The sequence below is a fragment of the Luteimonas sp. A482 genome, assembly GCF_054072655.1.
Map to the genome: position 1 here is coordinate 475,042 of NZ_JBSVRO010000002.1, position 25,207 is coordinate 500,248.

The window sequence follows — 25,207 nt, forward strand, 5'->3', positions numbered from 1 at the left end:
ATCATGCGATGGCACCCGTGGCGATGGCGTGGCTGGCGTGGTGGCGCGCGCGGAGGTCGGCGTCGGCCAGCGCCGCCATCGATTGTGCCGGTTCCACCGTGATTGCCGCGAGGGCGTCTTCGACCAGGGCGGCGATGGACAGGAAACCGATGCGCCCCTGAAGAAAGGCTGAAACCGCTACTTCGTTGGCGGCGTTCAGCACCGCCGGTGCGGTGCCACCGGCGCGCAGTGCGCCGCGCGCCAGGCGCAGGCAGGGGAAGGTGTCCATGTCCGGCGGCTCGAACTCGAGCCGGCCCTGCGCCGTCAGGTCCAGCGGCCCGACCCCGGACGGAATGCGCTGTGGCCAGCCCAGGCCGACCGCGAGCGAAGTGCGCATGTCCGGCAGTCCGAGCTGGGCCAGGGTGGAACCATCGACGAATTCCACCAGCGAGTGGACCAGGCTCTGCGGATGCACCAGCACGTCGAGCCTGTCGTCGGCCAGGCCGAACAGGTGGTGGGCCTCGATCAGCTCCAGCCCCTTGTTCATCAGCGTTGCCGAGTCGACCGAGATCTTCGGCCCCATCGACCACTTCGGATGGGCCACGGCCTGCGCCGGGGTCACGCCGGCCAGGCGGGCGCGGTCCCAGCCGCGGAACGGGCCGCCGGAGGCAGTCAGGGTGATGCGCCGCACCTCGGCGCCGGCAGCGCGGCCGTGCAGGCACTGGAAGATGGCGTTGTGCTCGCTGTCGATCGGCACGATGGTCGCGCCGCCCGTAGCCGCTGCCTCGATCAGCAGCTCGCCGGCCAGCACCAGCGATTCCTTGTTGGCCAGCAGCAGGCGCTTGCCGGCGCGGGCGGCGGCGAGGGTGGAGTCGAGCCCGGCCGCGCCGACGATCGCCGCGACCACGGTGTCGCAGGCATCGCCCGCGACCAGGTCCGACAGCGCCTCGTCGCCTGCGTGGGCCGACGTCGGCAGGCCTGCCGCGCGCAGGCCGTCGCGCAACAGCTGCAGGCGCGAACCGTCGCCGATCACCGCATGGTCGGGACGATGGGTGGCGCACAGCGCCACCAGTGCCTCGACGTTGCCGCCGGCCGCAAGCACGCTGGCGCGCATCGCGCCGGGGTGGCGGGCGATGACGTCGAGCGCCGACCCGCCGATCGAACCGGTCGCGCCAAGGACAGCAACGCGCTGCATCAGAAGCCCAGCCAGATCTTCGCCACGGCGAACACGGGCAGGGCGGCAAGCACGCTGTCGATGCGGTCGAGCACGCCGCCGTGGCCCGGGATCAGCGTGCCCGAATCCTTGGCGCCGACATGGCGCTTGAGCAGGCTTTCGAACAGGTCCCCGACCACCGAGAACAGCACCGTGGCCAGGGCGGCGAGCGCGACCAGCGGCAGTTGCCCGACGCTGGCGCCGGCCAGCGGCGCCATGGTCAGCGCCACGGCGACGCCCGCGGCCACGCCGCCCAGCATGCCTTCGACGGTCTTGTTCGGGCTGATCCGGGGCGCCAGCTTGCGCCGCCCGAACCTGCGTCCAGCGAAATAGGCGCCGGTGTCGGTGGCCCAGACGATCATCAGCGCGGTCAGCAGCCACACATGGCCCTGGCTGACCAGCGGCCAGCTGGTGGGCTCGGGGTCGCCGGCGTGGAGCACCGCCAGCGCGCACCAGGCCGGGACCACCGCGGCGGTGCCGGCGGCCAGCTTGAACACGCGCGCATGGGTGTCGTGGTCGGAGGCGAAGTCGTAATGGCGCAGCCACAGCATCGCCAGCAGCCACCAGACCACGCCCAGCATCGACACCAGCTTGAACAGCACCAGCGAGCCGCCGCTGTCGTTGGGTGACGCCCAGACCAGGGCGGCCATCAGCAGCAGGTTGGCCAGCAGCAGCACGGTGCGCTGCAGGGTGTCGTCGATGTCCGAGAGCCGGAACCATTCCCACAGCGCGACCAGGAACAGGATTGCGGTCACCGCCACCAGCCAAGGCGTGGGCAGCAGGAGCACGCCGCCAATGGCCAGCGGCGCCATCGTCAACGCGGCGAGCACGCGGGTGCGGGTCACGGTGTCGGACTCCCCTGGAGATCGGGCCTGGCGCGGGCGGCGATCTGCTCGCCGGTGAGGCCGAAGCGGCGCTCGCGCCCCGCATAGGCGCCGAGCGCCTCGTGCAGGGTGGCGGCATCGAGCTCGGGCCACAGCGTTTCGGTGAACCACAGTTCGGTGTAGGCCAGCTGCCAGAGCAGGAAGTTGCTGATCCGGCAGTCGCCACCGGTGCGGATGAACAGGTCCGGCGGCGGCAGGTCGGCCAGGGCGACGCGCGCGCCAAGCGCGGCTTCGTCGATCTGCTCGGGGCGCAGCCGTCCGGCGGCGACATCCTCGGCCAGTGAACGCGCGGCGGTGGCGATGTCCTGTCGGCCGCCGTAGCTGGCGGCGATGCTCAGCACGAGGCGGGTATTGCCGGCAGTCAGGGTCTCGGCCACGCGCATGCGCGCGCGGATGTCCGCGGAGAAACGCGTCTGGTCGCCGATGAAGCGCAGGGCCACGCCGCGACGATGCATTTCCTCGATCTCCCGGTCGAGCGCGGCGATGAACAGCTTCATCAGCGCGCCGACTTCATCTTCGGGCCGGCCCCAGTTCTCGCTGGAAAAGGCGAACAGGGTCAGGGCGCCGATGCCCTGCTCCAGGCAGAAGTCGATGCACAGGTTGACCGCGCGCGCGCCGGCGCGATGGCCGATGACGCGTGGCCGCCCGCGCCGCGCCGCCCAGCGCCCGTTGCCGTCCATGATGATCGCGACGTGCCGGGGCAGCGCACGGGAATCGGCGCCAGCTGGCTGCCGATCCGAAACCGCGTGGTCTGGTGGAGCCTGGAGCTCAGTCAACGGGGTGGCCTCTTCGGGCTTCGGGCGTGTGACCGGCCACGGGCGGGATCACCGGTCGCGGATCACCGATCACGTCCCGTCAAACCGACATCAGCTCCGTTTCCTTGGCCTTGACCACTTCGTCGACGTCCTTGATCGCCTTGTCGGTCAGCTTCTGGATCTCGTCCTCGCCGCGACGCAGGTCGTCCTCGGAGAGCGACTTGTCCTTCAGCAACTCCTTGGCCTGCTGGATCGCGTCGCGGCGGACGTTGCGGATCGCCACCTTGGCATCCTCGCCCTCGCCGTGGACCACCTTGGTCAGCTCGCGCCGGCGCTCCTCGGTGAGCGAGGGCAGGTTGAGCCGGATCGTGGTGCCGGCCGTATTCGGGGTCAGGCCGAGGTCGGAGGACAGGATCGCCTTCTCGATCACGCCCACCATGCCCTTGTCCCAGGGCTGGATCATCAGCGAGCGGGAGTCGGACACCGACACCGCGGCGACCTGCGACAGCGGCACGTCGCCGCCGTAGGCGCTGACGCGGATGCTGTCGACCAGGCCGGTCGATGCGCGACCGGTGCGCACCTTCACCAGTGTCTGGCGCAGCGCGTCGACGCATTTGGCCATGCGGGTCTGGGCGTCTTTCTTGATTTCATTGAGCATTGCCGGCTCCGGTGAGCTGTGGGCTTTGGCAGCGGGATTGCGGGATTATAGGCGGGCCGGCGCGCCGGCGGCGGCCGGGGCCGTGTCGTGTGCCGGGAATCGGGGTGGTTCAGCAGGTCGCGGGGGCCCGGTGGAGTCGCCCGCTGGCGCCGGCCCGGTTGAACGAAGGCTAGCGGCGCCCGTGCACCAGGGTGCCGATCGGTTCGCCCTTCAGGATCCGCAGCAGCACGCCGGGCTGGGACATGTCGAAGATCCGCAGCGGCAGGTCGCTGTCGCGGCACAGGGCGAAGGCGGCGGTGTCCATCACCTGCAGGTCGCGCGAGATCACCTCGTCGTAGGTCAGGCTGTCGTAGCGCACCGCGTCGGGATGCTTCTTCGGGTCCTTGTCATAGACGCCGTCGACCTTGGTCGCCTTGAGCAGCAGGTCCGCGCCGATCTCGATCGCGCGCAGGGCCGCGCCCGAGTCGGTGGTGAAGAAGGGATTGCCGGTGCCGGCGGCGAAGATCGCGATCCGGCCCTTTTCCAGGTGGCGGATCGCGCGCCGGCGGATGTAGTCCTCGCAGACGTCGTTGATCTTGATCGCGCTCATCACCCGGGCGCGCGCGCCAAGCTTTTCCAGTGCGTCCTGCATGGCCAGCGCGTTGATCACGGTGGCCAGCATGCCCATCTGGTCGCCGGTGACCCGGTCCATGCCGCCAGCCGCCAGGCCTGCGCCGCGGAAGATGTTGCCGCCGCCAACCACCACGCCGATCTCGGCGCCGGCCTGCTGCGCCTCGATGACCTCGCTGGCCAGGCGGCCGATCACCTTGGGATCGATGCCGTAGTCCTCCTCGCCCATCAACGCCTCGCCGGAGAGTTTCAACAGGATGCGGCGATAGGCGAGTTGCGACATGGGGGTCTCGGCAGCGGCGGGAAACCCGTGGATTCTAGCGGATCGCGCCGATGCGCGAAGGCTTCGCGGCGCCGATCCAGGCTGCCGCATGGAGCGCGCCGGGTCGCGCGCCGTGGTGGCGCGTCTGGGTCCAGGGCCTTGCGCGTCGGGGTCCGGTCAGGAATCCGTGCCGTCGGGAGTGCGTGTTGTCACCCGGTTGCGGCCCTGGCGCTTGGCGCCGTACAGGGCCTGGTCCGCGGCGTCCAGCAGGTCGCGCGCGCTTTCGAACCGTTCCTGCCCGCCCCGTGTGGCCACTCCTGCCGAGAAGGTCACGTACAGCGGGGCCCCCTCGACGATGGCCATCGAGGTCCGCGAAACCTCGTCGAGGATGCGCCGGATCACCGCCAGCGCGGCATCGGTACTGGAATTGCTCAGCATCACCAGGAATTCCTCGCCTCCGTAGCGCACGATCAGGTCGGTACTGCGCAGCAGGCGCGACAGCACCTGGGCGAACTCGCTCAACACCTGGTCGCCGACGAGGTGGCCGTGCCGGTCGTTGACCTGCTTGAAATCGTCCAGGTCGATGAACACCAGGCTCAGGGGCTGGTCGCGCTGCACGGAGGCCCCGAACTCGCGTTCCAGCATGTCTTCCAGCTGGCTCCGGTTGTACATGCCGGTCAGCGGGTCGCGCAGCGCCAGCTCCTCCAGCTCGCGCATGCGCTCGTCGGTGGCGTCGGCCTGGCCGCGCGTCTGGATGGCGCCCCGGATCTCGCGCAGGTTGCGCACGAGCAGCAGCTCGCGGGCATGCTCGACGATGGCGTCGAGATGTTCCGGTTGCACGACGTGCACGTCGAACAGGGACGCGATGTCGGGCAGGGCGTCCGACATGCGGGTGATCAGGACGTCGAACCGCGCCTGGTCCAGGCCCAGCCGGTCGCGGGTGGCGGCCATCGCGCGCTGCCGCGCACTCCGGGTGAGGTGCTCGTCGGTCGCCAGCCACACGTCGGCCACGAAACCCGAAGCGGCGATGCAGTCATGGAAGCAGTTGCCGTCGCCTGCAGCCGATTCACTGGCGCGGATCGCCTGCTGCAGGTAGCCCGGCAGGTTCCAGAGGTTCGCGATCCACGCTCCGATTTCAGCGTGGTCGCCGCCCAGCGCTTCGCGCTCGCGGCGCAGCCGGTCGTCCGGACCCTCGGCGGCGCGCAGCAGCTCGCGGTAGGCATCCGGCCGGACCTGCAGAAGAGCCAACGCGCCGATGTCCTGCAGCAGACCGGCCAGCATCAGTTCCTCGAGTCGCGCCAGCCCGACCTCCTCGCCGAGCAGGCGTGCCGCCATTGCGGACAGCACGCTGCGCCGCCAAAGAAGTCCCTGCTCGTCGCCGGGTTGCGCGTCACGCAGGTTGCGGCTCAGCGACAGCCCCAGGGCCAGGCTCAGCGTGGCGTTGAGGCCGAGCAGGGTCAGCGCCTGGCCCAGGGTCGCGACCTGGCGGCGGTTGGCGTACAGCGGCGAGTTGGCGATGCGCAGCATGCGCGCGCTGAGCGCGCTGTCCTTGGCGATGACGTCGGCCGTCGCGTCCAGGTCGGCATCCGGCTGCTGCGCCAGGTCGATGATGCGCAGCGCGATCGCAGGCGGCGACGGCAGGTTGCGACAATGGGCCAGCACGGCTTGAAGTTCGGAGTGCATCGCAACCTGACCAGGGATTCCCGGACCGGTTATCGGCAACCACGGCCGATTCCTTAGGGAAGGCCTGAACAACTCCCTGTTGATCCCCATTGCCGCGAAGGCGGGACGCGGGTTTCAACGGCCCGCGGGGCCCCTCTCTCGTTTACGCTTGAGATGACAGTTGCCCAGAGCTTTCCTGGCCACCGCCAGTGCAACCGCGCCGGAACGAAAGAAGCCGCGGTTCCCCGCGGCTTCTTTCGGCGTTGCGGCGTGGCGTGGTGGCTTACGCCAGCCCGGCCTGCTTCATCACTTCGGCGGCGTAATCCTCGACCACCTTCTCGATGCCCTCGCCGACGGCCAGGCGCTGGAAGCCGACCACTTCGGCGCCGGCGGCCTTGAGCACGGCCTCGACGGTCTTGTCGGTGTCGAGCACGTAGGGCTGGCCGTACAGGCTGACCTCGTTGACGATCTTGGCGATCTTGCCGCCGATGATCTTCTCCAGGATCTCGGCCGGCTTGGAGCGGTCCTTCTCGGACATCTTGGCCAGCTCGATTTCCTTTTCCTTGGCCACGAACTCGGCCGGCACGTCGGACTGCCTGTTGTGCGGCGGGTTCATCGCCGCGACGTGCATCGCCAGGCCGCGGGCCAGGTCGGCATCGCCGCCCTTGAGCTCGACCAGCACGCCGATCTTGCCGCCGTGGACGTAGGCGGCCACGGTGTTGGCGGAGTCGATGGAGGCGACGCGGCGGACCTGCACGTTCTCGCCGACCTTGGCGATGACGGCGGCGCGGGCCTCCTCGACGGTTTCGCCGGAAGCGAGCTTCGCGGCCTTGAGCGCTTCGGCATCGGCGGCGCCGGAGGCCAGCGCGGCCTGCACGACGGCTTCGGCGAAGCCCTTGAAGTTGTCGTCGATGGCGACGAAGTCGGTTTCGGAGTTGACCTCGACCAGGACGGCCTTGCCGCCGTCCTGGGCGCTGACGATGCGGCCTTCGGCGGCGATGCGGCTGGCCTTCTTGTCGGCCTTGGCCAGGCCGGACTTGCGCAGCGCTTCGGCGGCTGCGTCGACGTCGCCGTTGTGCTCGGTGAGCGCCTTCTTGCACTCCATCATGCCGGCGCCGGTGCGCTCGCGCAGTTCCTTGACCAGGGAAGCGGTGATTTCCATTGGGGGACCTCGGATTTGTTCGAAAGATGTCCGGCGGCACGCCGCTGCCGCGGGCGGTTCATGCTCGCGCAGGCGGGTGACCGGCCGGCCGGTCGACCGCGGCAGGGCGCCGCGGTCGCGTTTGCCGCCGGATCAGGCTGCCGGAGTCGCGTCCGGCGCCGGGGCTTCCTGGCCCTCGACCGGCGCTGCCGCTTCGGCCGGAGCTGTCGCATCGGCCGTCTCGACCGGCGCTGCGCCCTCAACCGGCGCTGTCGCCTCGGCCACGGCAGCCTTCTTCGCGGGCGCGCGGCGGCCCGGCTTGCCTTGGCCCTCGGCGAACTCTTCCTCGCGCACGTTGGAAGCGTTCGGCGCGGCGGCCTTGCCCTCCAGCACGGCGTCGGCGGCGGCGCGGCCGTACAGCTGCACGGCGCGGATGGCGTCGTCGTTGCCTGGGATGGCGTAGTCGACCAGGGCCGGGTCGTAGTTGGTGTCGACCACGGCGATCACCGGGATGCCGAGCTTCTTGGCTTCCTTGACCGCGATGTCTTCATGGCCGATGTCGATCACGAACAGCGCGTCGGGCAGGCGGTTGAGGTCCTTCAGGCCGCCGAGCGAAGCTTCCAGCTTGTCGCGCTCGCGGCGCAGGCCCAGCACTTCGTGCTTGACCAGCTTCTCGAAGGTGCCGTCGGTTTCGGCCGCTTCCAGTTCCTTCAGGCGCGACACCGACTGCTTGACGGTGCGGAAGTTGGTCAGCGTGCCGCCCAGCCAGCGCTGGGTCATGTACGGCATGCCGCAGCGCTCGGCCTCTTCCTTGATCGGGTCGCGCGCGCTGCGCTTGGTGCCGACGAACAGGATGATGCCGCGCTTCTGGGCGATCCCCGAGATGAAGTTCATCGCGTCGTTGAACAGCGGAACCGTCTTCTCGAGGTTGATGATGTGGATCTTGCCGCGGGCACCGAAGATGTAAGGCGCCATCTTCGGGTTCCAGTAGCGCGTCTGGTGGCCGAAATGGACGCCGGCTTCCAGCATCTGGCGCATGGTGATCTGGGGCATTGCTTCGAACTCCTGAAAGGGAACCGCCGCCCGGTTCTGTGAAGGGCGGTGCGGCCTGCGCTGGGCGCGGGACGCGTGGTTCCGGGGTTGGGCCTCCCCGCTGCCTCCGTGGCCAGATCCCCGTTCCTTGCGGACCGGGGACACCCCGGCACGGGTGTCTGCAGCGGGTGTGTATTCGCCTGCGTCGAGGTGACGCCACGCCCGGCGTGGGCGGCGGCCTGGCAGGAGCGCCAGGCACAACCCGGCGATCATAGCCCGGAGCCGCGGCGCAGGCAAACCGGGGCAGGCCGCCACGCGTCGGATCGCGGGCGGCGGGCGGCCGCGGGGCCGCCGCCGGGCGCGCCGGCCAGGCCGCCACCCGGGCAGAGCGCGCCGGGCTCGGCGATAATGGGCGCATGACCATTTCCCTCAAGACCCCCGAGCAGATCGAGAAGATGCGCGTGGCCGGGCGGCTGGCGGCCGAGGTGCTGCAGGTCGTCGCGCCCCACGTGAGGCCCGGCGTCAATACCGACGAGCTCGACCGCATCTGCCACGACCACATCGTCAACGTGCAGAAGGCGACCCCGGCCAACCTGGGCTACAAGGGCTATCCGAAGACGACGTGCATCTCGGCCAACAACGTCATCTGCCACGGCATTCCCGGCGAAGCCAAGGTGCTCAAGGACGGCGACATCATCAACATCGACGTCACCGTCATCAAGGACGGCTGGCACGGCGACACCAGCCGCATGTACTACGTGGGCACGCCCTCGGTGATGGCGCGCCGCCTGGTGGACACCACGCGCGAGGCGCTGTTCCGCGGAATCCGCGCGGTCCGGCCGGGGGCGACGCTGGGCGATGTCGGCCATGCGATCCAGGAATATGCCGAAGGCGAACGCTTCAGCGTGGTACGCGAGTACTGCGGCCACGGCATCGGCAAGGTCTACCACGAGGACCCGCAGGTGCTGCATTACGGACGGCCCGGCGAGGGGCTGGTGTTCCAGCCCGGCATGACCTTCACTATCGAACCGATGATCAATGAAGGAACGCGCTTCACCCGGCTGCTGCCGGACGGCTGGACCGTGGTGACCAAGGACCGCAAGCTTTCGGCGCAGTGGGAGCACACCGTGCTGGTGACCGCCGACGGCGTCGAGATCCTGACCCGCCTGCCCGGCGACGACAACGACCTGTAGGGCGATGCCGATGCCATACGCCGCTCCCGACCGCATCCGCGCACTGGCCCACGGCGGCTGCGTCGTCGGCCGAGCACGTCCGGCGCCTGCGGCCGTCGCCGGTGGCTGACGTGGACACGGCGGCTGGCGACGACGACGCGGCCTGGGCCGCGCTGGCCGCCGAGAACCTGCGCGCGCAGGACGCCGGCTTCGCCCTGCGCTTCGATGCGGACGATGACATCGAGCGCCTGCTGCTGGCGCGCGTGATCGCGGTCGACGGACTGGTGCGCCAGGCCTGGTCGCGCACCGTGCCGGCGGATGCGGCGCTGACCCTGTTCGCGGTCGGTGGCTACGGCCGCGGCGAGCTGTTCCCGCGTTCGGATATCGACCTGCTGGTGCTGGTCGGCGACGACGCCTGCGAGGCCGATACCGCCGCCCTGTCGCGCCTGTTCGCCCTGCTGTGGGACGCCGGCCTGCCGGTCGGCCACGCCGTGCGCACGCTGGCCGAATGTACCCAGGCGTCAGCCGACGACATCACCGTCATGACTTCGCTGATCGAGGCACGGCCGCTGGTGGCGACGCCGGAGATGGCCGCGCGCCTGGAAGAGGCGGTGTCGGTCGAACGGGTCTGGCCGTCGCGCGAATTCTTCTACGCCAAGCGCGAGGAACTGCGCCAGCGCCATGCGCGCTTCGGCGACACCGCCGACAACCTCGAGCCCAACATCAAGGAAGGCCCCGGCGGCCTGCGCGACATCCACACCCTGCGCTGGATGGCGCGGCGCGTGTTCGGTACCCGCGACATCGAATCGCTGATCCCGCTCGGCCACCTGGGCCTGGACGAATACTCCGCGCTGGAACGCGAGTGGCGCCTGCTGTCCCGGCTGCGCTACGGCCTGCACCTGGCGGCCGGCAAGCGCGAGGAGCGGCTGCGCTTCGACTACCAGAAGACGCTGGCCGCGCGCCTGCAGCACCTGGACGACGCCGACAATGCCGCGGTCGAGCGGATGATGCAGGGCTTCTACCGCAGCGCCGCGATCCTGCTGCGCATCGGCGAACGCCTGCTGCAGCGCTACGAAGAGCAGATCGAGGGCGACGTCGAGGCGGTGCCGCTGGACGCGGAGTTCGCGATGAAGCGCGGCTACCTGGTCGCCCGCGACGAGTTCTGGCCGGGTGGCGACATGTCGCGGGTACTGTCGCTGTTCGCGCTGTGGGCCGACCATCCCGAGGCCAAGGGGCTGCATTCCAGGACCGCCCGCGCACTGGCCGAATCGTTGCACGCGCTGCCCGCGTACGACGTGGCGCTTGCGGATATGCGCGAAGCCTTCATCTCGCTGCTGCGCGGCCCCGGCCCGGTGCGCACGCTCGAGCGCATGGCCCGGCTGGGCGTGCTGGGCCGCTGGATCCCGGCCTTCGCGCAGGTGTCCGGGCGCATGCAGTTCGACCTGTTCCACGTGTACACGGTCGACCAGCACACGCTGGCGGTGCTGCGCAACCTGGCGTCGTTCTCCACCGGCATCCCCGACGAGCGTTTCTCGATGGCGCACGAGGTCTGGCCGCACCTGCGCAAGCCCGAGTTGCTGCTCGTCGCGGGGCTGTTCCACGACATCGCCAAGGGCCGTGGCGGCGACCATTCCGAACTCGGCGCGGTCGACGCGCGTGTCTTCTGCCAGGCGCACGGCTACGGCGCCGTCGACACCGCGCTGGTCGAGTGGCTGGTGCTCAAGCACCTGCTGATGTCGGTAACCGCGCAGAAGCAGGACATCTCCGATCCGGCGGTGATCCACCGCTTCGCGGTCGAGGTCGCCGACCGCGAGCGCCTGGACTACCTGTACCTGCTCACATGCGCCGACATCGCCGGCACCTCGCCGCAGCTGTGGAACGCATGGAAGGACCGGCTGCTGGCCGACCTGAGGACCGCCACGCGCTATGCGCTGCGGCGTGGGCTGGAGCACCGCGTCGGCGCCGCCGACCGCATCGCCGAAACGCGCGACAAGTCCCGCGGCCTGCTGGTCGCCGAGGGCGTGGACGGGATCGACGCGTTGTTCGCGCGCATGCCCGACACCGGCTTCCTGCGCGCGCGCGCCGACCAGGTCGTGTGGCAGGCGCTGGCGCTGCGCGACGCCGGTCCCGGCGCGACCGTGGTGCGCGTGCGACGCGTGGCGGGCGCGGGCGATGCGTTGGAGGTGTTCGTGCACGCGCCCGACCGCGACGGCCTGTTCGCCGCGATCGTGATCACCCTCGACCGCATGGGCCTTGCGATCCAGCAGGCGCGCGCGCTGGATGGGCCGCAGCGGACCATCTTCGACACCTTCCAGGTGCTGTCGATCGACCAGCGCCAGGCGCCCGACATCGGTGCCATCGATCGCAAGCTGGCCACCGTGCTGGCCGGGTCGCTCGACGTGCGCCCGGCGCGGCGCGCACAGCCGCGGCACCTGCGCCATTTCCGGGTGGTGCCGCAGATCGACTTCGACACCACCGCCGATGGCCGCCGCACCGTGATGAGCCTGGTCTGCACCGACCGCCCCGGGCTGCTGGCCGACATCGCCCAGGTCCTGCGCCAGCAGCACATCCGCGTGCACGATGCACGCATCGCCACCTTCGGCGCGCGCGCCGAGGACGTGTTCCTGGTCAGCGACCGCGAAGACCGCGCACTCGACGACATCCAGCGCGACGCCCTGCGGGGCGCGCTCCAACTCGGCATCGACGGAGAAACCACGGCATGACCCCAGCGGCACAGGCAAGCGGCGTCCAGCGCACCATCGAGGACGCCTGGGAGCGTCGCACCACGCTGACCGCCGAGGAGACCGGCGACGTGGTCAGGCCCGCGGTGGAGGCGGCGATCCAGGGGCTGGAAAGCGGCGAGCTGCGCGTGGCCGAACCAGCGGCAGAAGGCGGCTGGCGGGTCAACGAGTGGCTGAAGAAGGCGGTATTGCTGTACTTCCGGGTCAACGACATGGCCGTGGTCGACGCGCAGCCGGCGCCGTACTGGGACAAGGTCGAAGCGCGCTTCGCCGGCTTCGACGCGGAGCGGTTCAAGGCCATGGGCGTGCGCGTGGTGCCGGGTGCGGTCGCGCGCCGCGGCACGTACCTGGGCCGCGACGTGGTGCTGATGCCGAGCTTCGTCAACATCGGTGCGTACGTCGGCGAGGGCACGATGGTGGATACCTGGGCGACGGTCGGCTCGTGCGCACAGATCGGCAGGCACGTGCACCTGTCCGGTGGCGCCGGCATCGGCGGCGTGCTCGAGCCGCTGCAGGCCAGCCCGACCATCATCGAGGACCACTGCTTCATCGGCGCGCGCTCCGAAGTGGTGGAGGGCGTGGTGGTCGGCCACCACAGCGTGATCGGCATGGGCGTGTTCATCGGCCAGTCCACGCGCATCTACAACCGCGCCACCGGCGAAGTCAGCTACGGCTACGTGCCGCCGGGGAGCGTGGTGGTGTCGGGCTCGCTGCCGGCGAAGGACGGCTCCCACTCGCTGTACTGCGCGGTGATCGTCAAGCAGGTCGACGAGAAGACCCGCAGCAAGACCAGCGTCAACGACCTGCTGCGCGGCCTGGCGGACTGATCGTTCTGCGAGCGGTGCACCTTTGGCTGTTGTAGGAGCGGCTTCAGCCGCGATCGAGGATGCGGCGGATCGCGGCTGAAGCCGCTTCTACATGGATCGGATTGAGGGATGGATGCATGACCACGCTGTACGGACTGAGGAACTGCGACACCTGCCGGAAGGCGACGAAATGGCTGGACCGTTTCGGAGTCGCGCATGCCTTCGTCGACTATCGCGACAGCAAGCCGACGCCGGACACCCTGGTCGAGTGGGCCGGGAAGCTGGGCGGTTTTGCCGCCATGGTCAACAAGTCCTCGACCACCTGGCGGCAGCTGCCCGACAACCGCAAGGCCGCGGCCAGCGATGCGGAATGGAAGCTGCTGCTGCGCGAGTATCCGCAGCTGATCCGGCGTCCGGTGGTGGTGACCGAAGATGGCCAGGTCACGCAGGGCTTTACCGACAACGGTTTCAAGCAGCGTTTCGGGATCGGAGGCATGACCACGTGAGCGAGGTGCTCGAACTTGCCAGCGCGCTGATCGCGCGACCGTCGGTAACGCCCGACGACGCCGGCTGCCAGGCGCTCATCGCCGCGCGCCTCGCCCGCGCCGGCTTCGCCATCGAGCACATGCGCCTGGGCGAGGTCGACAACCTCTGGGCCATGCACGGCAGCGCAGGCCCGATGCTGGTGCTGCTGGGCCATACCGACGTGGTGCCGCCCGGCCCGGCGGAGGCATGGCGCAGCGATCCCTTCGTGCCCACGGTGCGCGACGGCGTGCTGTACGGACGCGGCGCCGCCGACATGAAGGGCAGCGTCGCTGCGTTCGTGATCGCGCTCGAGCGCTTCGTGATCGAGCATCCGGACCATCCGGGCACCATCGCCCTGCTGCTGACCTCGGACGAGGAGGGCGACGCGATCGATGGCGTGCGCCGCGTGGCGCAGCTGTTCCGCGAGCGCGGTACCCGCATCGACTGGTGCATCACCGGCGAGCCGTCCTCGACCGCGCGCCTGGGCGACCTGCTGCGCGTCGGCCGCCGCGGCAGCCTGTCGGCCACGCTCACCGTGCACGGTGTGCAGGGCCACGTCGCCTACCCGGAGAAGGCGCGCAACCCGATCCACGCCGCGGGGCCCGCGCTCGCCGAGCTGGCCGCGCGCGCCTGGGACGACGGCTATGAAAGCTTCCCGCCCACCAGCCTGCAGATCTCCAACATCAACGCCGGGACCGGGGCGGGCAACGTCATCCCGGGCGAACTGCGGGTGCTGTTCAACCTGCGCTACAACCCGCACTGGGATGCCGCTGCGCTGGAGGCCGAGGTCTCGGCCCTGCTGGACGGCCATGACCTGGACTACACGCTGCACTGGCATCGCAGCGGCGAGCCCTTCCATACGCCCGAAGGCCCGCTGCGCGCCGCGGCGCGCGAGGTGCTGGCGCAGTTCGCCGGCACCATGCCCGAAGAGAGCACCGGCGGCGGCACCTCCGACGCCCGTTTCATTGCGCCGCTCGGCGCGCAGTGCATCGAAGTCGGTCCGGTCAACGCCAGCATCCACCAGGTCGACGAACACGTGCGCGTGTCCGACCTCGAAGCGCTGCCCGACCTCTACCTCGCCCTGATCGAACGCCTCCTGCCCGAAACCCCGCCTGTGTAGGAGCGACTCCAGCCGCGATCGCTTGCGTCGCGTCCCGGGTCGCGGCTGAAGCTGCTCCTGCAGGGGCGCCGTGGTACGTACGGCGCGGCTCTACTCCGCCCCCGTTCGCTCGACGGGGCGCGCGCGCCGGTCGTAGCGCATGGCGCTGATCACCAGCATCACCGCAAGCACCGCGGCAATCACGAACATCACCACCGCCAGCGCCGGGTAGCCCCACATGCTCGGGCCCACGTCCAGCCGCATCAGCTGCGTGGACGACAGCAACAGGGCCGCGATCACCACCGACGAGGCGATCCGGTTGGCGATCTTCTGCAGGTTCTCCATCAGCCGGGAGTCGTCGAGCCCCGCCAGGCGCACCTGCATCCGGTTCGACGCCAGCAGCGACAGCGTGTCGGAGATCTTGCGCGGCGCGTCGCGCACCAGCTCCTGCAGTTCCAGCGCCTCGGTGGCCAGGTTGGCCGGCGACAGCGCCTTGCGCAGACGGTCGCGCATCAGCGACTGCAGGTGCGATTCGATCTGCTCGCGGACGTCCAGCTCCGGTGCGAGCGTCTCCACCACGCGCTCGAGGTTGAGCAGGGTCTTGCCCAGCAGGCTGATCTCCGGAGGCGTGCGCAGCCCGCACTCGGTGGCGCGGCGCACCAGGTCCAGCACCATCCTGCCTTCCGACGCGCGCCGGGTGGCGTTGGCATAGCGCGCCACCGCCTGCGATATTTCGCGCACGTATGCGCCTTCGTCGAAGTCCTCCAGCCGCGTGCCGAGCACCACGAGCTGGCGCGCCACGTCCTCGCCGCGACCGTCGACGGCCGCGAACACCAGCTTGAGCAGGTGTTCGCGCTGGCGCGGCGGAATGGTGGCCACCATGCCCAGGTCGATCAGCGCGATGCGCCCGTCGGGGCCCAGCAGCACGTTGCCCGGGTGCGGGTCGGCGTGGATGTCGCCGTGCACGAACACCTGGTCGAGGTAGGCCCGCAGCAGCTGGCTGGTGGCCGGCGCGGTGTCGAGCTCGGTGCGGCGCAGGCCGGTGATGCGAGTGACGTTGATGCCCTCGATCCAGTCCATCACCAGCAGCCGCGGGGTCACGTAGTCCCACAGCGGCTTGGGAACCCGCAGCAGCGGGTAGGCGGACAGGTGGCGGCCGAAGCGGTCCAGGTTCTCCGCTTCGATCCGGTAGTCGAGCTCGTTGAGCATCGCCTTGCGGAACTCGGCGATCCAGTCGGCCAGGCGCAGGCGGCGACCGGCATCGGTCAGCGTGTCGGCGGTACCCGCCAGCTGCGCCAGCACGTCCAGGTCGCTGCGTACCGATGTCGCCACGTCGGGACGCTGGATCTTCAGTGCGACCACGCGGCCGTCGTGGAGGACCGCACGATGCACCTGCGCGAGCGAGGCGGCCGCCATCGGCTTGGGATCGATCTCGGCGAACACCTTGCTCGCGCGCACGCCGAGCTCGTTCTCGAGCAAAACCTCGATGTCCCCGACCTGCGCGGGCGTGGCGTCGTCCTGGATGCGCTCGAGCGCGGCCAGCCAGCTTGCCGGCACCAGGTCCGGACGCGTCGACAGCGCCTGGCCCAGCTTGACGAAGGCCGGTCCCATGGCCTCGAGGTCGTTGACGAAGCGCTCGGCGAGCGCATCGGTCTCGCCGTCGGCCGCTTCCTCGTCGCGCGCGTCTCCCAGGTCCAGGCCGGTCATGATGCCGGCGCGCCGATAGCGCGCGAACATGGCGATGATCTGCGAGGTGCGGGAAAGCCGCTGCATGGTGTCGTTCACGTATGGTCGCCCCTTGACTGTGTCCGCAGGCCCCCGGCCAGCGCGCCCGGCAGTATTCCGGCGGCCTGGTGACGGTTGTGTCTGCAACCGTTGCAAACCGCGAAAGCGTCCTTTACGGTCGCCACATGGCAACGCAGTCCTTCCGCAACGCGCAGGTTCGCAACCGCAATTCCAATGCGGCCAACAATCGTGTGCGCGCAGCGGGCTGCAGCCAGGCGTAGATCCCTCCGGGGCCTCGCCCGGAACGCAAAAGCCCGCATCGCAGGATGCGGGCTTTTTTCGTATCGGGACCAGGCCCGGCCTTCTCTTCTCCAGGAGCGTCCCCCCCATGTGTTCGATCTTCGGCATCTTCGGGCTGCAGCCCGGCGACGACATCGCGGCCCTGCGCCGGCAGTCGCTGGAACTGTCCCAGCGCCAGCGCCACCGCGGCCCGGACTGGAGCGGCATCCATCACGACGACGGCGCGATCCTGGTGCACGAGCGCCTGGCGATCGTCGACCCGGCCGGCGGCTCGCAGCCGCTGCGATCGGCCGATGGCGCGCAGGTGCTCGCGGTCAATGGCGAAATCTACAACCACCGCGAGCTCAAGGCCGGACTCCAGCAGGACTACGACTTCCAGACCGGATCGGACTGCGAGGTGATCAACGCGCTGTACCGCGAGGACAGCCCGGGATCCTTCCTCAACCGCCTCAACGGCATCTTCGCCTTCGCCCTGTGGGATGCGCAGCGCGGGCGCGTGCTGATCGCGCGCGATCCGATCGGCGTGGTGCCGCTGTACTGGGGCCATGACCGCGAAGGACGTCTGTGCGTGGCCTCGGAGATGAAGGCGCTGGCGCCCATCTGCGCGGACGTCGCCCAGTTCCCGCCGGGGCACTGGTACGAGTGGTCGGCCGACGGCGCGGATGGCCGGCCCGAAGGCGCGCTGCACCGCTACTACGAGCGCCCGTGGCGCGACTATGCGGCGGTCGAAGGCGTGCAGGTGGAGCTGCAGGAGCTGCGCGAGGCGTTCGAGGCCGCGGTGCATCGCCAGCTGATGACCGACGTGCCCTATGGCGTGCTGCTTTCCGGCGGGCTCGACTCTTCGCTGGTGGCTGCGGTCGCCGCGCGCTATGCGCGCCATCGCGTGGAGGACAACGACGCCAGCGAAGCCTGGTGGCCGCGCCTGCACTCGTTCGCGATCGGGCTGGACGGTTCGCCGGATCTTGCCGCCGCCGAAGTGGCGGCGGAGATGCTGGGCACCGTGCACCACGGCTTCACCTACACCCTGCAGGAAGGGCTGGATGCGCTGCCGGAGGTGGTCCGCCACATCGAGACCTACGACGTCACCACCATCCGCGCCTCCACGCCGATGTACCTGCTGGCGCGGCGGATCAAGGCGATGGGAGTGAAGATGGTGCTGTCCGGCGAGGGCAGCGACGAGATCTTCGGTGGCTACCTGTACTTCCACAAGGCGCCCAACGCCCGCGAGTTCCACGAGGAGCTGGTGCGCAAGATCGACGCGCTGCACAACTACGACTGCCTGCGCGCCAACAAGTCGATGATGGCCTGGGGCGTGGAGCCGCGCGTGCCGTTCCTGGACCGCGAGTTCATGGACGTGGCCATGCGCATGGACGCGACCCACAAGATGATCGACCGCGGCGCGCAGGGCCCACAGCGTATGGAGAAGGGCGTGCTGCGCGCGGCCTTCGAGGGCTACCTGCCCGAGGCGATCCTGTGGCGCCAGAAGGAGCAGTTCAGCGACGGCGTGGGCTACGGCTGGATCGACGCACTCAAGGCGCACGCCGAAGCGCAGGTGAGCGACCGTGAGCTCGCCGCCGCCGGCCGCCGCTTCCCGGTCAACCCGCCGCAGACCAAGGAGGCGCACTTCTACCGCACGCTCTTCGAGCAGTTCTATCCCGGCGCGGCCTGTGCCGAAACGGTGCCCGGCGGCAAGTCGATCGCCTGCTCGTCGCCCGCGGCGATCGCCTGGGACGCGAGCTTCGCGGCGATGGCCGATCCCTCGGGGCGCGCAGTCGCGGGCGTTCACGCCCAGGCGCTTGCGCGGGACTGAACGCCGGCGCGGTTGAACCCGCCCGTACCGGTCGGCGTCGCCCGCGCGGGCGCCGCGACACGGCGTGCGACAATTCACGCTTTCCGCGAATGCGCCCCGCGCCGAGCCCATGTCCGTGATGCGAAGCCTGCTGTTGTCCGCCCTGTGTGCCGCCAGCCTGTCCGCCTGCGCGCAGGCGCCGGACGAAGGCCCGGACGGGGAGGCGACCGGCGCAGATACCGTCGCCGTCGAAGAGGTCCAGACCAGGCCGGGCACGCCGGAAGATCGCGCCCGCCAGGCGATCATGGCGATCAATCCGGAGATCCGGATCGACGCGATCTCGACCGCGCCGCTGGACGGCTTCCAGGAAGTGATCGTCGGCGGCCAGGCGCTGTACGTGAGCGATGACGGCAAGTACCTGCTGCAGGGCAGCCTGTACGACATCGAGGCCAAGCGCGACGTCAGCCAGGCCGGCGTGGCCGAGGTGCGGCGCCGCCTGGTGGCGGCGGTGCCGGCCAGCGAACGCATCGTCTTCGCGCCGCCCAGCCCGAAGTACACCGTCAGCGTGTTCACCGACGTGGAGTGCGGCTACTGCCGCCGCCTGCACCAGGACATCGCCGAGTACAACAAGCGCGGCATCGCCATCGAATACCTGGCCTTCCCGCGTATGGGGATCGATACCCCGGACTACCGTCTGATGGTGTCGGTCTGGTGCGCGAAGGATCGTCGCAAGGCGCTGACCGATGCCAAGGACGGCCGCAAGGTGCCCGAGGCCAGCTGCGAGAACCCGGTGGCGCGCCATTACGATCTGGGCCAGCGCGTGGGCCTGACCGGCACCCCGATGATCGTCACTGCCAGCGGCGTGGCGATGCCGGGCTATTTGCCGCCCGATGCGCTGCTGTCGGCGCTGCAGGAAATGGATGCGGTGCAGCCGGGTGGCTCCGGCGAGGGCTGAGGGCGGGGGCGTGGACGACTGGCCCGGTCGCGGCTGAAGCCGCCCCTGCGCGGAGGGCCGGCGGGTGTGTCGGGCCGACGGGGCAACCGCGGGCCATGTCCGGCAAAGCCGCTTACAATAGGCGGCCCGCTCCCAAGTGTGCTCCCGGACATGATCGTCCTCGAGGGCCTGCCGGCCCTGTCGCCGTTCCGTCGCGAACGGCTTGAGCTCCGCCTCCAATCCGCATCGCCCGGGGTCCGCATCGTCGGCGCCTGGCACGTCTACTGGGTCGATTCCGAACCGGGCGCAACGCCGGATCCGGCCGTGCTGCGGCGCGTGCTGTCGGCCGGCGACCACCTGGCTCCGGTGGTCGAAGGTGCGGTGTCGCGCTTCGTGGCCCCGCGCCTGGGCACCATTTCGCCCTGGGCCAGCAAGGCCAGCGAGATCCTGCGCGGCGCCCGGCAGCCGGTGCGCCGCGTCGAGCGCGGTACCCGCATCGACCTGGCCGACTGGCCGGACGACCTTGCGGCCCAGGCCGCGCTGTCGAGGTTGCTGCACGACCCGATGACGCAGTCGCTGCTGGCTTCGCACGCCGGGGCGGCCGGGCTGTTCGTCACGCCGGCGCGCGGCGCGTTCGAGCGCATTGCGCTGGCGCAGCTGGAGCAGGCCAATACGCGCCTGGGCCTGGCGCTGGCCGCGGACGAGATCGAGTACCTGCGCGAGCGCTATGCCGAGCTTGGCCGCGATCCATCCGACGTCGAACTGATGATGTTCGCGCAGGCCAACTCCGAACATTGCCGGCACAAGATCTTCAACGCCTCGTGGACGGTAGATGGCGAGGACCAGCCGCGCTCGCTGTTCGCGATGATCCGCAACACCCACGCGCGCACGCCTCAGTACACGCTATCGGCCTACAGCGACAACGCGGCGGTGATGGAGGGCTATCAGGCCAGCCGCTTCCGGCCCGATCCGGCCAGCGGCGAGTACCGCAGCGAGCCGCCTACCGACAGCGCGTTCTGCATCAAGGTCGAGACCCACAACCATCCGACCGCGATCTCTCCGTTCTCCGGTGCGAGCACCGGTGCCGGCGGCGAGATCCGCGACGAGGGCGCGACCGGCCGCGGCGGCAAGCCCAAGGCCGGCCTGACCGGCTTCAGCGTCTCGCACCTGCGCATCCCCACGCTGCCCCAGCCCTGGGAGTCGCCGCGCGCGCTCAACCCGCGCATGGCGCCGGCGCTGGAGATCATGCTCGACGGCCCGCTCGGCGGCGCCGCATTCAACAACGAGTTCGGGCGGCCGAACCTGCTCGGCTATTTCCGCAGCTTCGAGCTGCAGCACGAAGGCGAGCCCGCGCGCGCCTACGACAAGCCGATCATGCTGGCCGGCGGCCTCGGCGCGATGGACCGGCCGATGGTGGCCAAGCACAGCCTGCAGCCCGGCGACGCGGTGGTGGTGCTGGGTGGCCCGGCGATGCTGATCGGCCTGGGCGGTGGCGCGGCGAGTTCGGTGGCTTCGGGCGAAAGCGCCGAAGACCTCGACTTCGCCTCGGTACAGCGCGAAAACCCCGAGATGGAGCGCCGCTGCCAGGAAGTGATCGACAGCTGCGTCGCGCTCGGCGAGGACAATCCCATCGCCTCGATCCACGACGTCGGCGCCGGTGGCCTGTCCAACGCGATTCCCGAACTGCTGCACGACTCCAACGTCGGCGGCGTGATCGACCTGGATCGCGTGCCCAGCGACGACCCTTCGCTGTCGCCGATGCAGCTGTGGTGCAACGAATCGCAGGAGCGCTACGTGCTGGGCGTGCCGCAGGCGCGCATGGCCGAATTCGCCGCGCTGTGCGAACGCGAGCGCTGCCCGTTCGCCGCGGTGGGCGTGGCGACGGCGGAGGAGCATCTGACGGTCGGGTATGGCGTGCTGGCGGGAGACATGCCGGCATCGGCGTCGCAGGACCTGCCGATCAACTTGCCCATGGACGTGCTGTTCGGCAAAGCGCCGAAGATGCATCGCGACGCGCAGCGCCCGGCGCCGGTGCGCTGGCGCGGGCTCAACACCAATGCCATCGACCTGCACGAGGCCGGGCTGCGCGTGCTGGCACACCCGACCGTCGCGGCCAAGCAGTTCCTGATCACGATCGGCGACCGCGCCGTGGGCGGACTGACCGCGCGCGACCAGCTGGTTGGTCCCTGGCAGATGCCGGTGGCCGACTGCGCGCTGACGCTGGCCGGCTATGAAGGCGTGGCCGGCGAAGCGATGGCGATCGGCGAGCGCACGCCGCTGGCGCTGATCGATGCCGCCGCGGCCGCACGCATGGCCGTGGGCGAGGCGATCACCAACCTGTGCGCCGCGCCGATCGAGGCGCTCGAGCGGGTCAAACTTTCGGCCAACTGGATGGCCGCCGCCGGCCATCCAGGCGAGGACGCAAAGCTGTTCGACGCGGTGTATGCCGTCGGCATGGAGCTGTGCCCGGAGCTCGGCCTGAGCATTCCGGTCGGCAAGGATTCGCTGTCGATGCAGGTGCAGTGGAACGATGCGGCGGGCGGTGGACAACCGCCGTCGTCCAATGGTGCCGCCGCTGCGGACCAGCCGCCCCCGTCCACCAGTCACAAGTCGGTCTCGCCGGTTTCGCTGATCGTCACCGCGTTCGCGCCCGTGCCCGACGTCACCCGGCAGCTCACGCCGTTGATCGAGGATGGCATCGACAGCGAGCTGTGGCTGATCGGCCTGGGCGCGGGCAAGCAGCGCCTGGGCGGCTCGATCCTGGCGCAGTGCTTCGACGCCTTTGGCGGCAGCTGCCCCGATCTTGATGATCCGGCGCGGCTGCGGGCCTTCTTCGAACTGATCCGCGATGCGCGCGAGGCAGGGCTGCTGCGCGCCTACCACGACCGCTCCGACGGCGGCACTTTCGCCGCGCTGTGCGAGATGGCGTTCTGTTCGCACCGCGGCCTGGATATCGACCTGGACGGCTGGGGCGAGGACCGTGCCGAGGATGCCTTCCGCACCCTGTTCTCCGAGGAACTGGGCGCTGTGGTGCAGATCGCGTGCGAGGACCGCGCGGAATTCGCCGACCTGCTCGCGCGCCATGGCCTGGTCGAGTGCGCGCAGCGCATCGCGCGTCCCACCAGCGGCGGCCGCATCCGCGTGCTGCATGGCGACGAGACCCTGGTCGACTGGCGCTGGGAGGAACTGTTCGACGCCTGGTGGTCGGTGAGCCACGCGATGCAGCGACTGCGCGACAACCCGGACTGCGCCGACGAGGAGCGCGATGCAGCGCGCCGCTTCGATGCACCGGGCCTGCAGCCCAAGCTCGGCTTCGATCCGTCCGAGGACGTGGCCGCGCCTTATATCGGCACCGGTGCGAGACCAAAGGTCGCGATCCTGCGCGAGCAGGGCGTCAACAGCCAGGTTGAGATGGCGGTGGGCTTCGACCGTGCCGGCTTCAGCGCGGTCGACGTGCACATGAGCGACCTCATCGCCGGGCGCGTGCGCCTGGACGGCTTCGACGGGTTGGTGGCCTGCGGCGGCTTCAGCTACGGCGACGTGCTCGGTGCGGGCCGCGGCTGGGCGACGTCGATCCTCGAGCGCGACCTTCTGCGCGACCAGTTCGGCGCGTTCTTCTTGCGCCCGGGGACGTTCTCCCTGGGCGTGTGCAACGGCTGCCAGATGCTGTCGCAGCTGCGGGAGATCATCCCGGGTGCGATGCACTGGCCGCACTTCCTGCGCAACCGCAGCGAGCAGTTCGAGGGCCGCCTGGGCATGCTGGAAGTGCTCGATTCGCCGTCGCTGTTCCTGTCCGGCATGGCCGGCTCGCGCATCCCCGTCGTCGTCTCCCACGGTGAAGGCCGTGCCGAGTTCGGTTCCGAAGCCGAGCGCACCGCGGCCCGCGTGGCGCTTCGCTACGTGGACGGCGACGGTGCGGCGGCAACGTCGTATCCGGCCAATCCCAACGGCTCGACCGACGCGATCGCAGGCCTGGCCAGTGACGATGGCCGCGCCACGATCCTGATGCCACATCCCGAGCGCACCTTGCGCAGCGCCAATTTCAGCTGGGCGCCGGCCGACTGGCCCGACGCCTCGCCGTGGATGCGGATGTTCCGCAACGCGCGGGCGCTGCTCGGCTGACCTGCGCCCGCGTCGCGGCGATGCCGCGGCGCGGAGCGCGCACTGTCCTCCATCCAGCCTGTGCCCGCCCGGGCGGCATCGGGGTGTCTGTCCTGTCGGGGTGGCTGCCGCGATCTGCCCCGAGCCGACGATGGCGGCGGCGCCCTGCGCCCCACTGCAGATAGGCGGAAAGTTCTTGCTGCACTGCAGCAACAAGCTCGTAGGCCCCCGGAAGCCATCCCCGCCTGGAAATCGCGTGACTGGCGCCCTCGGGACCCATGTAGCAGTGCCTGCGGCCGGACTCGACGCGCTGCTTTTCCATTCAGGTCAGCTCGTTTCCCCGGAAACATCGAAACCATGCGCGGGACATCGCGTAAGTCACTGATATTTTCCGTGGCAGGGTAACTCTGCGTCAATTTCTGACGTTTTGCGACCAAATGCTTGACGAGAATTGTCACTCATGGTGAATATCGTCCCAGCTGCAAGCAATTCGAGGAGCGTTCAGGAACAGCGCTATTGGCCCGCACAAGGACTGGCTCACAGCCGAATCTCATTGCGACCGCAGCACTCCCTGCTCCCTCCCGACGCAATTGCGCACCGCATGCCGTGAGCCATCCGCGCATGCGCTTCCCGGGGTTTTCGTCAGCCATTCCACCACGAGGGTCACTCGATGAACCGCATCTACTCCAAGGTCTGGAACCAGTCCACCGGTCAGGTAATCGTCGCGTCCGAACTGGCCAAGGCGAAGGGCAAGGGGAAAGGTGCGCGCCTGCTGCAGGCGGTGGTGATGGCGGGCGCGGTCGTGTTTGCCGGCGCTGCGATGGCGCAGGGTCCTGGTGGGCCATCGGGTTCCAAGTCACAGCATGCGGGCAAGTCGCATGCGCCTTCCAAGGCGCCGGCCAAGGAGAAGGCCTTGGACTGCGGCACGGCCAGCGCCACCGCAACCGGCGCGATGGCTTGCGGCAATGGTGCGGTCGCCAGCGGCGCCGGATCGACGGCGGTCGGCAATGCTGCACGGGCGACGCACGCCAACGCATCGGCGATCGGCAACAACGCGCGCGCGCTGCAGTCCAACGCGACTGCGGTGGGATCCAACGCGCTGGCGTCGGGCACGGCATCGACCGCGCTGGGCAGTTCCACCCAGGCGCTGGGCCTGCGCAGCACCGCCGTCGGCCAGGCCGCGCAGGCGCACGCGGAAGGCGCGATCGCGATCGGCTTCAACGCCTACGCTAGCCCCGCCGCTTCGGGCAGCGTGGCGCTCGGCTATGGCGCGCGCGCGACAGAAGCCGGCGTGCTGTCGGTGGGCAACGGCGGGGGCGCGGGCACGATCGGTCCGGCCACGCGACGGATCACCAACGTCAGCGACGGCATCGCCGTCAGTGATGCAGCCACGGTCGGGCAGGTGGATGAGGTCGCTGCCGCGGTTGGCGATGTCGCCGACGCGGTGGAGGCGGTGGCCGGGGTCGCTGAACACACCGACCGCTACTTCAAGGCCGACGGCGCCGATGACGGCAGCGACGACGCCAGCGTCGATGGCGAAGGCGCGATTGCCGCCGGCGCGAACGCCGTGGCCCAAGGCGATGGCGCGACCGCGCTGGGCGCCGGTGCACAGGCGACGTCCGCGTACGCGACTGCGGTGGGCGCCGACAGTGCGGCCTCGGGCAGCGAGTCCTCGGCCTTCGGTACGCTGTCGGACGCGTCGGGCGACTACGGCACGGCCATCGGCGGCCGTGCAGATGCGTCGGGGTTCAACAGCACCTCGGTGGGCAGCTGGAGCGCGGCCTCCGGCTACAACGCGACCGCCGTCGGCGCCGATAGCG

Annotated in this window: 18 protein-coding genes; 9 read left to right on the forward strand and 9 right to left on the reverse strand. The window is 70.0% G+C overall.

Features of this window, described 5'->3' with window-relative positions; translation table 11 throughout:
- Position 1 precedes the first annotated feature (1 nt).
- The 8 genes from dxr to rpsB form a co-directional block, all read right to left on the reverse strand.
- Complete coding sequence (dxr, locus tag ACW5DW_RS10740; RefSeq protein ID WP_457018868.1) at positions 2–1,189, reverse strand: 1-deoxy-D-xylulose-5-phosphate reductoisomerase; 1,188 nt, start codon at positions 1,187–1,189, stop codon at positions 2–4.
- Positions 1,174–2,037, reverse strand: a complete 864-nt coding sequence (locus ACW5DW_RS10745) for a phosphatidate cytidylyltransferase (RefSeq protein WP_457018833.1) — start codon at positions 2,035–2,037, stop codon at positions 1,174–1,176. The genes dxr and ACW5DW_RS10745 overlap by 16 nt, the downstream gene beginning before the upstream one ends.
- Positions 2,034–2,780 carry a polyprenyl diphosphate synthase gene (gene uppS / locus ACW5DW_RS10750; protein ID WP_457018869.1) on the reverse strand — a complete coding sequence of 249 codons (747 nt, stop codon included), beginning with the start codon at positions 2,778–2,780 and terminating at the stop codon, positions 2,034–2,036. Before uppS ends, ACW5DW_RS10745 begins: the two co-directional genes overlap by 4 nt.
- A 151-nt stretch (positions 2,781–2,931) precedes the next feature.
- Positions 2,932–3,489 (reverse strand): ribosome recycling factor, encoded by a 558-nt coding sequence (gene frr, locus ACW5DW_RS10755; protein ID WP_457018834.1) that lies wholly within the window; start codon positions 3,487–3,489, stop codon positions 2,932–2,934.
- 169 nt (positions 3,490–3,658) lie between these two features.
- Positions 3,659–4,381, reverse strand: a complete 723-nt coding sequence (pyrH, locus tag ACW5DW_RS10760; protein WP_457018835.1) for a UMP kinase — start codon at positions 4,379–4,381, stop codon at positions 3,659–3,661.
- 156 nt (positions 4,382–4,537) lie between these two features.
- Positions 4,538–6,043 carry an HDOD domain-containing protein gene (locus ACW5DW_RS10765; protein WP_457018836.1) on the reverse strand — a complete coding sequence of 502 codons (1,506 nt, stop codon included), beginning with the start codon at positions 6,041–6,043 and terminating at the stop codon, positions 4,538–4,540.
- 262 nt (positions 6,044–6,305) lie between these two features.
- Positions 6,306–7,184, reverse strand: a complete 879-nt coding sequence (gene tsf / locus ACW5DW_RS10770; protein WP_457018837.1) for a translation elongation factor Ts — start codon at positions 7,182–7,184, stop codon at positions 6,306–6,308.
- Between the two features lie 132 nt (positions 7,185–7,316).
- Entirely contained in the window at positions 7,317–8,216 is a 900-nt protein-coding gene (gene rpsB, locus ACW5DW_RS10775; protein WP_457018838.1) for a 30S ribosomal protein S2, read from the reverse strand.
- A gap of 395 nt (positions 8,217–8,611) precedes the next feature.
- Here rpsB and map point away from each other — a divergent pair, with 395 nt between their 5' ends.
- The 5 genes from map (at position 8,612) to dapE (ending at position 14,559) form a co-directional block, all read left to right on the forward strand.
- A complete protein-coding gene (gene map / locus ACW5DW_RS10780; protein ID WP_457018839.1) occupies positions 8,612–9,388 on the forward strand; it encodes a type I methionyl aminopeptidase in 777 nt (258 codons plus the stop codon).
- Between the two features lie 101 nt (positions 9,389–9,489).
- Positions 9,490–12,090: a [protein-PII] uridylyltransferase gene (gene glnD, locus ACW5DW_RS10785; protein WP_457018840.1), complete on the forward strand. Its 2,601-nt coding sequence runs from the start codon at positions 9,490–9,492 to the stop codon at positions 12,088–12,090.
- Positions 12,087–12,935, forward strand: a complete 849-nt coding sequence (gene dapD, locus ACW5DW_RS10790; protein WP_457018841.1) for a 2,3,4,5-tetrahydropyridine-2,6-dicarboxylate N-succinyltransferase — start codon at positions 12,087–12,089, stop codon at positions 12,933–12,935. Before glnD ends, dapD begins: the two co-directional genes overlap by 4 nt.
- Before the next feature lie 116 nt (positions 12,936–13,051).
- Positions 13,052–13,420, forward strand: a complete 369-nt coding sequence (locus ACW5DW_RS10795; protein ID WP_457018842.1) for a Spx/MgsR family RNA polymerase-binding regulatory protein — start codon at positions 13,052–13,054, stop codon at positions 13,418–13,420.
- The gene (dapE, locus tag ACW5DW_RS10800; protein ID WP_457018843.1) at positions 13,417–14,559 is read left to right on the forward strand and encodes a succinyl-diaminopimelate desuccinylase; all 1,143 of its coding nucleotides are present in this window, start codon (positions 13,417–13,419) and stop codon (positions 14,557–14,559) included. The genes ACW5DW_RS10795 and dapE overlap by 4 nt, the downstream gene beginning before the upstream one ends.
- A gap of 90 nt (positions 14,560–14,649) precedes the next feature.
- Here dapE and ACW5DW_RS10805 read toward each other — a convergent pair whose 3' ends face one another.
- Complete coding sequence (locus ACW5DW_RS10805) at positions 14,650–16,311, reverse strand: ABC1 kinase family protein (protein WP_457018844.1); 1,662 nt, start codon at positions 16,309–16,311, stop codon at positions 14,650–14,652.
- 340 nt (positions 16,312–16,651) lie between these two features.
- Between ACW5DW_RS10805 and asnB the strand changes: the two genes are divergently transcribed.
- The 4 genes from asnB to ACW5DW_RS10825 form a co-directional block, all read left to right on the forward strand.
- Positions 16,652–18,373 (forward strand): asparagine synthase B, encoded by a 1,722-nt coding sequence (gene asnB, locus ACW5DW_RS10810; RefSeq protein WP_457018845.1) that lies wholly within the window; start codon positions 16,652–16,654, stop codon positions 18,371–18,373.
- Between the two features lie 109 nt (positions 18,374–18,482).
- Positions 18,483–19,307, forward strand: a complete 825-nt coding sequence (locus tag ACW5DW_RS10815; protein WP_457018846.1) for a DsbC family protein — start codon at positions 18,483–18,485, stop codon at positions 19,305–19,307.
- 150 nt (positions 19,308–19,457) lie between these two features.
- Positions 19,458–23,408, forward strand: a complete 3,951-nt coding sequence (purL, locus tag ACW5DW_RS10820) for a phosphoribosylformylglycinamidine synthase (RefSeq protein ID WP_457018847.1) — start codon at positions 19,458–19,460, stop codon at positions 23,406–23,408.
- 649 nt (positions 23,409–24,057) lie between these two features.
- On the forward strand, positions 24,058–25,207 hold a 1,150-nt coding region (locus ACW5DW_RS10825; RefSeq protein WP_457018848.1), incomplete at its 3' end, for an ESPR-type extended signal peptide-containing protein.

Bases quoted from the DNA above. Each gene is read 5' to 3' on its own strand.
- rpsB (WP_457018838.1), bottom strand. From the start codon at position 8,216: ATGCCCCAGATCACCATGCGCCAGATGCTGGAAGCCGGCGTCCATTTC.
- frr (WP_457018834.1), bottom strand. From the start codon at position 3,489: ATGCTCAATGAAATCAAGAAAGACGCCCAGACCCGCATGGCCAAATGC.
- ACW5DW_RS10815 (WP_457018846.1), top strand. From the start codon at position 18,483: ATGTCCGTGATGCGAAGCCTGCTGTTGTCCGCCCTGTGTGCCGCCAGC.
- asnB (WP_457018845.1), top strand. From the start codon at position 16,652: ATGTGTTCGATCTTCGGCATCTTCGGGCTGCAGCCCGGCGACGACATC.
- tsf (WP_457018837.1), bottom strand. From the start codon at position 7,184: ATGGAAATCACCGCTTCCCTGGTCAAGGAACTGCGCGAGCGCACCGGC.
- pyrH (WP_457018835.1), bottom strand. From the start codon at position 4,381: ATGTCGCAACTCGCCTATCGCCGCATCCTGTTGAAACTCTCCGGCGAG.
- ACW5DW_RS10765 (WP_457018836.1), bottom strand. From the start codon at position 6,043: ATGCACTCCGAACTTCAAGCCGTGCTGGCCCATTGTCGCAACCTGCCG.
- purL (WP_457018847.1), top strand. From the start codon at position 19,458: ATGATCGTCCTCGAGGGCCTGCCGGCCCTGTCGCCGTTCCGTCGCGAA.
- map (WP_457018839.1), top strand. From the start codon at position 8,612: ATGACCATTTCCCTCAAGACCCCCGAGCAGATCGAGAAGATGCGCGTG.
- ACW5DW_RS10795 (WP_457018842.1), top strand. From the start codon at position 13,052: ATGACCACGCTGTACGGACTGAGGAACTGCGACACCTGCCGGAAGGCG.
- ACW5DW_RS10805 (WP_457018844.1), bottom strand. From the start codon at position 16,311: ATGCAGCGGCTTTCCCGCACCTCGCAGATCATCGCCATGTTCGCGCGC.
- dapD (WP_457018841.1), top strand. From the start codon at position 12,087: ATGACCCCAGCGGCACAGGCAAGCGGCGTCCAGCGCACCATCGAGGAC.